This window comes from Stenotrophomonas rhizophila, assembly GCF_001704155.1.
GTDB classification, from domain to species: domain Bacteria; phylum Pseudomonadota; class Gammaproteobacteria; order Xanthomonadales; family Xanthomonadaceae; genus Stenotrophomonas; species Stenotrophomonas rhizophila_A.
In genome coordinates, this window is record NZ_CP016294.1 from 2,180,743 (window position 1) to 2,193,456 (window position 12,714).

The window sequence follows — 12,714 nt, forward strand, 5'->3', positions numbered from 1 at the left end:
GGCTGGGGCTACCAGCCAAACGTCGCCGTAGCCATCACCGTGCGCCCGCTGCCGTAATAGCAGGACGACACGCCGGTGCAGGTAGACACATACCGTTTGTCCGCCAGGTTGCTGGCGTTGAGCGCGAGCTGCACGTGCGTGTTGCCATGCTGGCCCAGGTCATAGCGCAGCGCAGCGTCAAACAGGGTGTAGGACGGAATTCGGTACAGGTTGGCGCTGTCGCCGTAGCTCACGCCGTTGTAGCGCGCGCCGGCAGCCAGGCTCACGCCTTGCAGCGCACCGGCCTGGAAGGTGTAGTCGGCCCAGAATGAAGCGCTGTAGTCGGGCACCATGGCCAGCTGCTTGCCCTTGTAGGCCGCTGACGTCAGCATTTCCGAGTCCATCCGCGAGGCCGCACCGATCAGGCTCAGGCCCTCGATCGGCGTGATGCGCCCTTCCAGCTCGATGCCGCGCACGCGGCCTTCGTCGCCCTGGATCGAGCAGACCGCCGTGCCGGTAGCGCCGCAGTTGCGGTGGCTGGCCACGGGGTCATCGACAATCATGTCCTGCTGGCGCAGGTCGTACACGGCCAGGGTGACCAGCCCATCGACGCTGGCCGGCTGGTACTTCAGACCGGCTTCCCATTGCGAGCCGGTCACCGGGTCGAACGCGGTCTGGGTGAAGCTGTCCAATGGCGACTTGCTGGAGGGCTGGAACGATTCGGCATAGCTGACATACGGGGTCAGACCGCTGTCGAAGACGTACAGCACGCCGGCACGACCGGTGAACGCTTCGTTCTTGATCACATTGTGCGCACCCGGTTGCGAGATGCCGGTGGCGATGTTGCGGGTGGCGCTCAGCGTGTCGTCCTTGGTCCAGTCGTACCGGCCGCCCAGGGTCAGGCGCCAGTGGCCGGCGGCCAGCTGGTCCTGCAGGTACACGCCGCTCTGCCGGTTGATGCCGGCGGTGGGTGTTTCGGTGGTGACGGTGGGCTGGTACGGGTAGTAGACGGGATCGAAGATGTCGATCGCGCGCGGGTTGGTCATCGCGCTGCGCACGCCTTCCCAGTCTGCCCGTTGCCAATCCCAGCCGAGCAGTACGGTGTGGTCCACCGCGCCCGTGCTGAAACGGGCCTGCAGGCGGGTATCGAAGGTGTCGCCGTCGGAATCGCCGGTGCCCTGTACGCCGCGCCGGTTCTGGGTGCGGCCATCGGCATTCAGCGCGCCGAAGGTGACCACGCCGCGGTACAGCGAATCCACATGGGTGCGGCGTGCGTTCTGGGTCAGGGTAAGGTGGTCGTTGAACTGGTGTTCGAACATCCAGCCGGCCGTCCACAGCGTGCGGTCGAAGGTATTCCAGTCGGGCTGGCCGATGAAGGTGCTGTTCTTCATGTGGCCATGGGGCGTGGCGTTGAGCGTGCCGGCCATTGGCAGGAACTGGTAGGTGGAGCCGCCGTCGTCCTTCTGATACATGCCGAGCAGGGTGAGGCGGGTGCGTTCGGCGATCTGCCAGGTGTAGCTGGGCGCGAGGAACCAGTGCTCCTGCGCCGTGTGCTTGATCTGGGTGTCGCCATCCCGGTACAGGCCGACCAGACGCAGCAGGTGCGTGTTGTCGTCGCTGCCGGTGCCGACGTCGAAGGCCGCGCTGTACTGGCCGTTGGCATCCACGCCCAGGCGCAGCAGCCGCTGCTGGTCCGGGGTGGGGGTCTTGCTGACCTGGTTGACCATGCCGCCGGGTGCGACCTGGCCGTACATCACGGCAGACGGGCCCTTGAGCACTTCCACGCGATCCAGGTTCCAGCTGTCGAACATGCTGCGGTTCCACTGGCTGCCCTGCGGCGCGCGCATGCCATCCAGGGTTACGTTGTTGGCCCAGCTGCCGGCATCGAACCCACGGATGCGGAAGTCGTCCACGCGGTTGTCGATACCGCTGCTTTCCAGGCTCACGCCCGCTACATAGCGCATGGCGTCGTTGAGCGACTGCACGCCACGCGCATCGAGTTCGGCGCGTTCGATCACGGCGACGGACTGTGGCGTTTCGGCAATGCTGGTGGTGGTTTTCGTGGCGCCACTGGTGCTGTTGGCCGCGCGGTAGGCGTTGACCTGGACGGCATCCAGATCGGTGGCGTTCTGTGCAAGGGCGACAGGAGCGGCGGCGCTGGCGATGCAGCAGGCGAGGGCAAGCAGGTTGGGGCGCAACCGACGGAACGAAGCGGGGGAGGGGGTCATGTACTGCCAGCGTCAAGGTCGTCGCAGAGCGACGTTGACCCGCCATTTTAAGGATTCCGACACGCAATGCAATTGCGACCTATTCGCATATACTGGCGGGGGCGGAGGGAGTTGACTCCGCGCCCGCGTGATAATCCGCTCGACATAGCCGTCAGTGTTCTACCCGTGGCAGCAAAAACCGCTTGCAACCCGTACGCAGAGGTCTAGAATTCGCCGCAGATCCTCTCAACCACCGCCATGAACTCGATGCCGCTCCTGACGTTTCTTACTCGCACCCGCGCTTTCGCGGGACGGGCGCGTCTGCCTCGCGGCTCCTCTGGCGGCTGATCGGATTCGATCACCGCAGGACCCCAGACAGAGCGCCCATTGGGCGCTTTTTTCGTTTCAGTGTTCCGTAACACCACGCATCAAGGAGAACGTGCCATGCACCAGATCGCCGAGCCCCAAACCTGGCCGCACGCCCGTTAGCCAACGGCGGCGTGCGGCTCCCTGATGTTGGCAGCAGCGAGACCCCTTTTATGAACACCCAGACCCAGAACCTCCGGCGCAACCTCGGCATCATTGCCCACATCGACGCCGGCAAGACCACGCTCACCGAACGCCTGCTGTGGAAAACCGGCGAGATCCATCGCGTCGGTGAAGTCCACGATGGCGCGGCCACCACCGACTTCTCGGCGATCGAGCGCGAGCGCGGCATCACCATCGGCGCGGCCGCCGTGCAGGCGCATTGGGCGCCGCGCGGCGAACCGACCCACCACCTGACCCTGATCGACACGCCCGGGCATATCGACTTCGCCATTGAAGTCGAACGTTCGCTGCGCGTGCTCGACGGTGCGGTGGCGGTGTTCTCCGCCGTGGATGGCGTGCAACCGCAATCGGAAACCGTGTGGCACCAGGCCCGTCGCCATGGCGTGCCGCTGATCGCGTTCGTCAACAAGATGGACCGCATCGGCGCCTCGTTCGAGCGCGTGCTGGCACAGCTGGAGGACAAGCTGCAGGCGCGGCCGTGGGCGCTCGGCTGGCCGTTGGGCGCCGAGAATGCCTTCCACGGATGGGTTGACCTGGTCGACCGCAGCACCGTGCAGTGGGACGACGCCGGCACGCCGACCCGCACCGCGTGGACCACCGCTGAGCACAGCGAGTGGGAGCCGCGGCGTGCGGAACTGGTGGAAGCGGTGGCCGACCACGACGAACTGCTGGCCGAAGCCTGGCTGGACGGAAGTGCGGTGGAACCCGCCGCGCTGCGCGCTGCGCTGCGCCGGGCCACGCTGGCAGGTGCCGGCGTGCCGGTGCTGGCGGGTGCGGCGTTCAAGAGCAAGGGCATTGAAACCCTGCTCGATGCCATCGTGGACTACCTGCCCGCGCCGGAAGACCGGCCGGCCGTGGTGGCCACGGAGGAGGCGGGCGAGGTCAGCCTGCCGCCGGATCCGAATGGGCCGCTGGCGGCGCTGCTGTTCAAGATCACGCACCAGCACCATGGGGCATTGAGCTTCGTACGGGTGTATTCGGGCACGCTGAAGGTGGGCGATGCGTTGGCCAGTTCGCAGCATGCGCAGGGACGCCGGGTCAGCCGGCTGGTGCGGGTGCAGGCCGACCAGACCCACGACATCAAGCAGGCGGTGGCCGGTGACATCGTCGCGGTGCTGGGCTGGAAGGATGCGGTGAGCGGTGAAACGCTCAGTGCACCTTCGCGCCCGCTGCTGCTGGACACCATCCAGGCGCAGCACGCGGTGCTGGCGTGGCGGTTGACTGCGGAAAAGTCGGCCGACCTGATCCGCATCGCGCAGGGCCTGTCCAGCCTGGCCCAGGAAGACCCGTCGTTCCGCGTCGAAACCGAAGCGGACAGCGGCGAAACCCTGGTCTGGGGCATGGGCGAGCTGCACCTGGAGGTGATGGTGGAACGGCTGCGCACCGAGTGGAACGTCAACGTCCGCACCGGCGCGCCACGCGTGGCCTACCAGGAAACGCTGAAGCAGGCGGTGCGTGGCATCGAAGGCAAGGTGGTCAAGCAGACCGGCGGCCAGGGCCAGTACGCCCGGGTGGTGCTGGATGTCAGCCCAAGCGAGGACGGCGAGGTGCATTTCGTCGGCCGCACCGTAGGCGGCGTGATCCCGCGCGGCTTCGTAGCGGCGGTGGAGAAGGGCGTGCGGAGCGCGCTGTCGGAAGGTCCGCGTGGCCATCCGGTGGTGGGCATCGAGGTGGCGCTGGTCGATGGGCAGACCCATGCCAAGGATTCGTCCGACATGGCGTTCCATCGAGCCGGTGCCGAAGCGGTGAAGGCCGCGCTGCTGCAGGCCGGAACACGCCTGCTGGAGCCGGTGATGGAAGTAGCCATCCACGTGCCGTCGGTGAATGTAGGTGACGTGGTCGGCGACCTCAACCGCCGCAGTGGTCGCATCGCGTCCATCGAGGACCAGGGTGGGCGTGCGGAAGTGGTGGGCTACGCGCCGCTGGCGCAGTTGTCCGGCTACACCACCTCGCTGCGCTCGCTGACCCAGGGCCGCGCATCCAGCGACCTGCGCTTCAACGGCTACGAAGAAGTACAAGCCGCCTGAGTGTCAAACGGAAAGGGGCCGGCAATGCCGGCCCCAACCAGGCGACCAAGGATCGTAGTGACACGCCATGCGTGTCAAAGCCATGACCCTGCGCACGTAAACGAGCCATGCGTGTCAAAGCCATGACCCTGCGCACGTAAAACAGCCATGCGTGATAATAGGCGCAACCGTTTCAGGAGCGCCCAATGACCACCCCCCATTTCTACCCCGTCGGTACCCCCGGCCAACCCTGGGGCGATACCGAGCGCGCGGAATGGCGCGCGCGCCAGGTCGTGCAGCGCCACTACGCCGACGACGTGGTCGCCCCCTTGAATGCGCTGCCCGATGCACTGGAGATCGTCCAGTACGGCCAGCTTGAAGCCATCACCGACACCTACCCGCTGCTGCTGGCCAAGACCCGCAACTGGGACCCGGCGCTCCCCACCGCACTGGTCACCGGCGGTGTGCACGGTTACGAAACCAGCGGCGTGCACGGTGCACTGCAGTTCCTGCGCGACCACGCGCAGGAGTACGCCGGCCGCATCAACCTGATCGTCGCCCCCTGCGTGTGCCCCTGGGGCTACGAACGCATCCAGCGCTGGAACCGCGATGCGATCGATCCCAACCGCAGCTTCCGTGACGGTGGCCGCATCGTTGAAACGGCCTCGCTCATGCACTGGGTCGCCGCCCGCAACGACGACCTGCTGGTGCACCTGGACCTGCACGAGACCACCGACAGCGACGCGCATGAGTTCGACCCGGCGCTGGCCTCGCGCGATGGCAAGCCGTGGCACCCGGAAACGATTCCCGACGGCTTCTATGTGATCGGCAACAGCGAAAATCCGGAACCGGCGTTCCAGCGTGCCCTGATCGCCGCCGTGGCCCCCATTACCCACATCGCCCCCGCCGACGCGCAGGGCAACCTGGTCGGGCTGCCGCTGCAGTCGCCGGGCGTGGTGTGGGGCGAATCGCGCTCGATCGGCGCCTGCGCGGGGTTCACCAGTGCCCGCTTCGCCACCACCACCGAGGTGTACCCGGACAGCCCGCGGACCACGCCGACGGAGTGCAACGCCGCACAGGTGGCTGCCGTGCGCGCGGGGTTGGACTTCGCCCTGCAGGCAGGGTAACGGTCTTCGCGCGGCGGGCATCCCGCCGTGGCTATCATCGGCGCAACCCTCCGGGACCTGACCGATGAAACGATTGCTGTGCCTGTTGCTGATGGTGGCCGCGTTGCCGGCCACCGCCGCCGAACTGACCGTGTCGGCCGCGTCCAGCCTGACCGAAAGCTTCCGTGACATCGCCAGCGCGTACGAGGCGGCACATCCCGGAACGAAGGTCGATCTGAACTTCGCCGCGTCGGGTGTGCTGCTGCAGCAGGTTTCGCGCGGCGCGCCGGTGGATGTACTGGCCACTGCCGATACCGAAACGATGGCCCAGGCGGCGAAGGGCGGACTTCTGGAAACCGGTTCCCGCCAGTTCTTCGCCACCAACCAGCTGGTGGTGGTGGTGCCGCCGGGCCGCAGGGATGCCCCCGCGTCCTTGGCCGCGCTGGCAGGGAAGGGCGTGCAGCGGGTGGCGATCGGTAATCCGGACAGCGTGCCGGTGGGCCGCTATGCCCGCGCCGCGCTGCAGGACGCGGGGTTGTGGGAAGCGATGACAGGCAAGACCATCACGACCCAGAACGTGCGCCAGTCCCTGGATTACGTGGCACGCGGCGAGGTGGATGCCGGCTTTGTCTACGCCAGCGATTACCAGGCCATGCCCGGCCGGGTGGTGCGTGCCTTCGACGTGCCGCTGAAGACCCCCATCAACTACCCGGTGGCGGTGATCAAGGACAGCGCCCGCGCGGCGGAAGCGCGCCGTTTCGTGGCCTTCGTGGTCTCACCGCAGGGCCAGGCGATCCTGCGCCGCCACGGTTTCGGCGCGCCCTGATCGATGGCGCTGGACTGGTCCGCGCTCTGGTTGTCGCTGAAGGTGGCCGGCTGGGCTACCGCGATCAACCTGGTACTGGGCGTGGCGCTGGGCGCGCTGCTGGCGCGGCGCCGTTTCCCCGGGCGTGAGCTGCTGGACACGCTGCTGACCCTGCCGATGGTGCTGCCCCCGACCGTGCTGGGGTATTACCTGCTGGTGGTGATCGGGCGCAACGGGCCCCTTGGCGCGTGGTTGCAGTCCAGCTTCGGCATCAACCTGGTGTTTACCTGGCAGGCGGCGGTCATCGCCGCTGCCGTTGCCTCGCTGCCGCTGGTGTTCAAGCCGGCACGCGCGGCGTTCGAGGACGTGGACGGGCAGCTGGAGCAGGCTGCGCGCACGCTCGGTGTCTCCGAGTTCGCACTGTTCCTGCGGGTCAGCCTGCCGCTGGCCTGGCGCGGCATCCTGGCCGGGCTGCTGCTCGCATTCGCGCGGTCGATGGGTGAGTTCGGTGCCACCTTGATGGTGGCCGGCAGCATTCCCGGGCGCACCCAGACCCTGTCCATCGCGATCTACGAAGCCGTGCAGGCCGGGCATGACGACACCGCCAACGGGCTGGTGATCCTCACCTCGGTGGTGTGCATCCTCATCCTGCTGGCGGCGGCGCGGCTGGTCGGCGGGCGCCGCCGGGAGATGCGCGATGTGGCTTGAACTGGATATCCGCCGCACGCTGGAAGCTCCCGGCCAGCAGTTCACGCTGGACGTGCAGCTGCAGTGCAGCCAGCGGCAGGTGGTGCTGTTCGGCCCCTCCGGCGCGGGCAAGAGCCTGACCCTGAAGGCCATCGCCGGCCTGCTGCGGCCGCACGATGGCCATGTGCGGCTGGGCGGTGCGACGCTGTTCGACGCCGCGCAGGGCATTCACCTGCCACCCCAGCAGCGCCGGTTGGGTTACGTGTTCCAGGACTACGCCCTGTTCCCGCACCTGACCGTGCGCCAGAACATCGCGTTCGGCCTGCGTCGCGGCTGGTTCAATCCCCGGCGCCGCGAGGCCGACCCCGAGGTGGAACGCTGGATGGCGGCACTGCGCATCGAGCACCTGGCGCAGATGATGCCGGCCCAGCTGTCGGGCGGACAGCGCCAGCGCACGGCGTTGGCACGGGCGCTGGTGACACGCCCGCAGGCGCTGCTGCTGGACGAGCCGTTTGCCGCACTGGACCACGCGTTGCGCGATCACCTGCGCCGGGAACTGCAGGGCGTTCTGGAGGCCACCGACATTCCGCTGCTGCTGATCAGCCACGATCCAGTGGACGTGGCGATGTTCGGGCAGCAGGTGGTGGAGCTGGTCGACGGACAGGCAAAACACCGCTGAATACCGCACAAAACACGCTCGGATGACGGTTTCCGGATAGTCGCAAAGCACTCACGTCGAATTGACGATTTGCTCTCCATCCTGAATGCTCCAGCCTGCCAGTGGACGCCAGCCATGTCCTCGAACGTCGTGAAGATGACGCGCACGCAACTTACCGCCATGGTGGTCGGCGGCATGATCGGCGCAGGTATTTTCTCCCTCCCGCGAACCTTCGCCGGTGCCACCGGCCCACTGGGTGCGGTGGTGGCGTGGCTGATCGCCGGCCTGGGCATGTACACCCTGGCCCGCGTGTTCCAGCTGCTGGCCGAGCGCAAGCCGGATCTGGATGCCGGTGTGTTCGCTTATGCGAAGGAGGGCTTCGGCGACTACCCCGGGTTCCTTTCCGCGTTCGGCTACTGGATCGGCAGCTGCATCGGCAACGTGTCGTATTGGGTGCTGATCAAATCCACCCTGGGCGCGTTCTTCCCGATCTTCGGCGATGGCAATACCGTAGTTGCGATCCTGGTGGCCTCAGCCGGCATCTGGTTGTTCCACTTCATGATCCTGCGCGGTGTGCAGCAGGCCGCGGCGATCAACAAGATCGTCACCATTGCCAAGGTCATCCCGATCGTGGTGTTCCTGGTGATCATGGCCTTTGCCATGAAGATGGACGTGTTCCAGTTCAATTTCTACGGCGGCGGGCTGGAAGGCGGCATCTTCGAACAGGTGCGCGCGACCATGCTGGTCACGGTGTTCGTGTTCCTCGGCATCGAAGGCGCCAGCGTGTACTCGCGCTACGCCAAGGAGCGCAAGGACGTGGGTGCGGCCACCATCACCGGTTTCCTGGTGGTCACCACGCTGATGGTGCTGGTGACCCTGCTGCCGTTTGCGGTGCTGGAGCGGGCCGACATCGCCGGCATGCGCCAGCCGTCGATGGCCACCGTGCTGGAAGCGGTGGTGGGCCATTGGGGTGCAGTGTTCGTCAGCGTCGGGCTGATGGTATCGGTGCTGGGGGCCTACCTGGCGTGGTCGCTGATCTGCGCCGAAGTGCTGTCGGCGGCGGCGCGCACCAAGGACATGCCGGCCATCTTCGCCCGTGAGAACGCCAACGGGGTGCCGTCGGCGGCACTGTGGGCGACCAATATCATCATCCAGCTGATCGTGATCACCACCTACTGGTCGCGCGATGCGTTCTCGCTGATGCTCAACCTGACCAGCGCGATGTCGCTGATTCCGTTCCTGCTGGTGGCCGCGTACGGGTTGAAGATCACCCGGCGCGGAGAGACCTACAACGAGCGCCCCAACGAACGCGGGCGTGACCTGACCCTGGCGATCCTGGCCACGATCTACACCGCGTTCCTGCTGTACGCCGGCGGCATCAAGTTCATCGTGCTCTCGGCGGTACTGTATGCACCGGGCAGCCTGCTGTACTTCTGGGCGCGGCGCGAGCAGGGCGAAAAGATCTTCACCAAGGCATCGGATTTCATCATCCTGGCCGTGGCGGTGATCGCTGCCATCGTCGGCGTGTACTGGATCGCAACGGGCTACATCCAAATCTAAGGACCACGCCGCGATGAGCCCCGCCGTGGGTAGCCGCAAGCTGTCGCTGCTGGAGCTGACCGCGTTGGTGGTTGGCTCGATGATCGGTTCGGGCATCTTCGCATTGCCCGCTGCGTTCGCCGCCAACACCGGGGTGAACGGCGCGCTGCTGGCCTGGGCGATCGCCGGCACCGGCATGCTGATGCTGGCCTTCGTGTTCCAGTCGCTGTCGCGGCTGAAGCCGGAGCTGGACACCGGCATCTATGCGTATGCAAAAGCAGGGTTCGGCGACTACGCCGGCCTGCTTTCGGCGGTGGGCTACTGGCTGGGCTGCTGCCTGGCGGACGTGGCCTGCCTGATCCTGATCAAGGCCACCCTGGGCCAGTTCTTCCCGGTGTTCGGCGACGGCACCACGGTGGTGGCGATCCTGTCCGCCTCGTTGCTGCTATGGGGCTTCCACTTCCTGATCCTGCGCGGCATCAAGGAAGCGGCGCTGATCAACACCATCGCCACCGTGGCCAAGCTGGTGCCGCTGGCGGTGTTCATCGTGTTCCTGGTGCTGGGCTTCCGTGCCGATGTATTCGCGCTGAACCTGTGGGGTGGCGAGCCGCCGGGCGCCGGCACGCTGTGGGAGCAGACCCGGGGCACGCTGCTGCTGACCGTGTTCGTTTTCGTGGGCATCGAAGGCGCCAGCGTGTACTCACGCCATGCGCGCCGCCGCGAGGATGTGGGCATTGCCACCGTGGCCGGTTTCCTGGGCGTGCTCTGCCTGCTGGTGATGGTGACCATCCTGTCCTATGGCATCCTGCTGCGCCCCGACCTGGCCGCACTGCGCACCCCGTCCATGGCGGGGGTGATGGAAGCCATCGCCGGGCGCTGGGGCGCGCTGTTCATCAGCATCGGGTTGTTGATCTCGGTGCTGGGCAACTACCTGTCCTGGTCGCTGCTGGCCGCCGAAGTGCTGCACTCGGCCGCGCTCAACGATGCGATGCCGCGTGCGCTTGCCCATGAGAACCGTGCAGGGGTTCCGGACGCCGCGCTGTGGCTCACCAACGGCGTGATCCAGACCTTCCTGCTGGTCAGCTGGTTCGCCGACTACGCCTTTACCCTGGCGCTGAAGATGACCAGCGCGATGACATTGGTGCCGTACCTGCTGGTCGCCGCGTACCAGCTGAAGCTGTCGCTGGGCGGCGTGGATGCGCCTGCCCATGCACGGATGCGCTGGATTGCCGGCATCGCCACGGTCTACGCCGCGTCGATGCTGCTGGCCGGCGGCAGCCGCTACCTGCTGCTGTCCAGCCTGTTGTACGTGCCCGGGTCGCTGCTGTTCTGGGCCTGGCAGCGCCACCGCGGCATCGCTTTCCGGCCTCTGGAAATGGGGGTGCTGTTGCTGCTGTGCGCGATGGCGGTGGCGGCGATCGTCGGCCTGGCCAGCGGCTGGCTGCGCCTGTGACCGGACCACCGGCCAGCCCGTCCCGCAGCGTGCTGGCGCGCCTGACCGCGCCGTATCGCGGCCCGCTGTGCCGTACCGGGCAGGTGCTGGGCGCGCTGTTGTTCATTGCCTCGCTCACCCCCAGCCTGGTGCCCCGCGGTTACGTGGCGCAGGGCCTGTTGTCGGGTGTCTGCTTCGGCGTGGGCTACCTCATCGGCGTGGCGCTGGCGGCCCTGTGGCGGCGCCTGATGCTGCCCGAGCTGGGCCGTGGACGGTTGCAGCAGGTCCTGCGCTGGCTGCCGTGGGTGAGCCTGCTGGCCTGTACGCTTACCGTGTGGTGGGTGCGCCCCTGGCAGGATTCGGTACGCGCGGTGATGGGCCTGCCGCCGATGGACGAAAGTTTCTCGCTGCGGCTGCTGGTGATCGCGCTGGCCGTGTTCGGTGTGCTGCTGGTGCTGGGCCGCGCGTTCGCCTGGGTGGCGCGCCGGGTGGGGGCGTTGTCGCGGCGGGTGATGCCGGCACCGGTGGCGCGCCTGCTGGGCATCGTGGTGGCGGCGGTGCTGTTCTTCAACATTGCCAATGGCGTGCTGCTGCGCGGTGCGTTGCATGCGGCAGACGCTTCGTTCCGCAAGGCCGATGCGTTGATTCCGCCCGATGCCATCGCGCCGACACGCCCGGGTGCGACCGGTGGGCCGGGCTCGCTGGTGGCCTGGGAACAGATGGGCCGGGCAGGGCGCGATTACGTGACTGCCGGCCCGGATGCGGTGGACATCGCCGCGTTCACCGGAAGACCCGCGCTGCAGCCGATCCGGGTCTATGCCGGGTTGCCGGCGGCCGCAGATGCCCGCGCCCGCGCGCGGCTTGCGCTGCGCGAACTGCAGCGCCAAGGCGGTTTCGAGCGCGCCAACCTGGTGGTGATCACCCCCACCGGCACCGGTTGGGTCGACCCGGCGGCGGCGGACAGCCTGGAATACCTGCTGCATGGAAACGTGGCCAGCGTGGCGGTGCAGTACTCCTATCTTTCCAGCCCGCTGTCACTGACGGTCGAGCCGGAGTACGGCGAGGAGACGTCGCGGCTTCTGTTCGCCGAGATCTACGCGTACTGGCGTACCTTGCCGGTGGAAACCCGGCCGCGGCTGTTCGTGCACGGATTGAGCCTGGGCGCGATGAATTCCGAGCGCTCGGTGAACCTGTTCGACATGATCGACACGCCGATCGACGGCGCGTTGTGGAGCGGCCCGCCCTTCGCCACCCGCACCTGGCGGCAGACCACCAACCAGCGCAACCCTGGTTCGCCCGAATGGCTGCCGGTGTTCCGTGACAGCCGCGCGGTGCGCTTCATGAACCAGGGCGGCAGCCCGGTCCCGGCGGAAGCACCCTGGGGGCGGATGCGGGTGGTGTACCTGCAGTACGCCAGCGACCCGATTACCTTCTTCACCCCGTATGACGCGTGGCGGCAACCGGACTGGATGGCCGAGCCACGCGCACCGGACGTGTCACCGGCAGTGCGCTGGTACCCGCTGGTGAGCATGCTGCAGCTGGCGCTGGACATGCTGCTGGCCGACCGTACGCCAATGGGCTACGGGCACGTCTTCGCGCCCTCGCACTACATTGCCGGCTGGCAGGCGGTACTGGGCACGCCGGGCTGGAGCGCGGGCGACATCCGTCGGCTGCAGTTCCTGCTGGACCCGCGCCGTCGCCAGCAGATCGAACAGCGGCGCAGTGCCGCCGGCGGCTGAGCAGCGC

General features: G+C 67.3%; 9 protein-coding genes. 8 read left to right on the forward strand and 1 reads right to left on the reverse strand.

The window, feature by feature from the left end; all coding sequences use genetic code 11:
• Positions 1-8: 8 nt before the first annotated feature.
• On the reverse strand, positions 9-2,207 hold the full coding sequence (locus BAY15_RS09850) for a TonB-dependent siderophore receptor (RefSeq protein ID WP_083214120.1): 2,199 nt from the start codon (positions 2,205-2,207) through the stop codon (positions 9-11).
• Between the two features lie 518 nt (positions 2,208-2,725).
• On the opposite strand from BAY15_RS09850, the gene fusA reads away from it, so the two are divergent.
• The 8 genes from fusA (at position 2,726) to BAY15_RS09890 (ending at position 12,707) form a co-directional block, all read left to right on the forward strand.
• Positions 2,726-4,762: an elongation factor G gene (gene fusA / locus BAY15_RS09855; RefSeq protein WP_068851848.1), complete on the forward strand. Its 2,037-nt coding sequence runs from the start codon at positions 2,726-2,728 to the stop codon at positions 4,760-4,762.
• A gap of 185 nt (positions 4,763-4,947) precedes the next feature.
• Positions 4,948-5,868: a M14 family metallopeptidase gene (locus BAY15_RS09860; RefSeq protein WP_068851851.1), complete on the forward strand. Its 921-nt coding sequence runs from the start codon at positions 4,948-4,950 to the stop codon at positions 5,866-5,868.
• 64 nt (positions 5,869-5,932) lie between these two features.
• Entirely contained in the window at positions 5,933-6,673 is a 741-nt protein-coding gene (modA, locus tag BAY15_RS09865; protein WP_068851854.1) for a molybdate ABC transporter substrate-binding protein, read from the forward strand.
• A 3-nt stretch (positions 6,674-6,676) separates the two neighbouring features.
• Positions 6,677-7,360: a molybdate ABC transporter permease subunit gene (modB, locus tag BAY15_RS09870; protein ID WP_068851857.1), complete on the forward strand. Its 684-nt coding sequence runs from the start codon at positions 6,677-6,679 to the stop codon at positions 7,358-7,360.
• Positions 7,350-8,018 (forward strand): ATP-binding cassette domain-containing protein, encoded by a 669-nt coding sequence (locus tag BAY15_RS09875; RefSeq protein WP_068851860.1) that lies wholly within the window; start codon positions 7,350-7,352, stop codon positions 8,016-8,018. The genes modB and BAY15_RS09875 overlap by 11 nt, the downstream gene beginning before the upstream one ends.
• A 114-nt stretch (positions 8,019-8,132) precedes the next feature.
• A complete protein-coding gene (locus tag BAY15_RS09880; protein WP_068851863.1) occupies positions 8,133-9,557 on the forward strand; it encodes a basic amino acid/polyamine antiporter in 1,425 nt (474 codons plus the stop codon).
• 13 nt (positions 9,558-9,570) lie between these two features.
• The gene (locus BAY15_RS09885; RefSeq protein ID WP_068851866.1) at positions 9,571-10,989 is read left to right on the forward strand and encodes a basic amino acid/polyamine antiporter; all 1,419 of its coding nucleotides are present in this window, start codon (positions 9,571-9,573) and stop codon (positions 10,987-10,989) included.
• Positions 10,986-12,707, forward strand: a complete 1,722-nt coding sequence (locus tag BAY15_RS09890) for an alpha/beta hydrolase (RefSeq protein WP_208856090.1) — start codon at positions 10,986-10,988, stop codon at positions 12,705-12,707. The genes BAY15_RS09885 and BAY15_RS09890 overlap by 4 nt, the downstream gene beginning before the upstream one ends.
• Positions 12,708-12,714: the final 7 nt, after the last annotated feature.

Bases quoted from the DNA above. Each gene is read 5' to 3' on its own strand.
- BAY15_RS09880 (WP_068851863.1), top strand. From the start codon at position 8,133: ATGTCCTCGAACGTCGTGAAGATGACGCGCACGCAACTTACCGCCATG.
- fusA (WP_068851848.1), top strand. From the start codon at position 2,726: ATGAACACCCAGACCCAGAACCTCCGGCGCAACCTCGGCATCATTGCC.
- BAY15_RS09860 (WP_068851851.1), top strand. From the start codon at position 4,948: ATGACCACCCCCCATTTCTACCCCGTCGGTACCCCCGGCCAACCCTGG.
- BAY15_RS09885 (WP_068851866.1), top strand. From the start codon at position 9,571: ATGAGCCCCGCCGTGGGTAGCCGCAAGCTGTCGCTGCTGGAGCTGACC.
- modA (WP_068851854.1), top strand. From the start codon at position 5,933: ATGAAACGATTGCTGTGCCTGTTGCTGATGGTGGCCGCGTTGCCGGCC.
- BAY15_RS09850 (WP_083214120.1), bottom strand. From the start codon at position 2,207: ATGACCCCCTCCCCCGCTTCGTTCCGTCGGTTGCGCCCCAACCTGCTT.
- BAY15_RS09875 (WP_068851860.1), top strand. From the start codon at position 7,350: ATGTGGCTTGAACTGGATATCCGCCGCACGCTGGAAGCTCCCGGCCAG.
- modB (WP_068851857.1), top strand. From the start codon at position 6,677: ATGGCGCTGGACTGGTCCGCGCTCTGGTTGTCGCTGAAGGTGGCCGGC.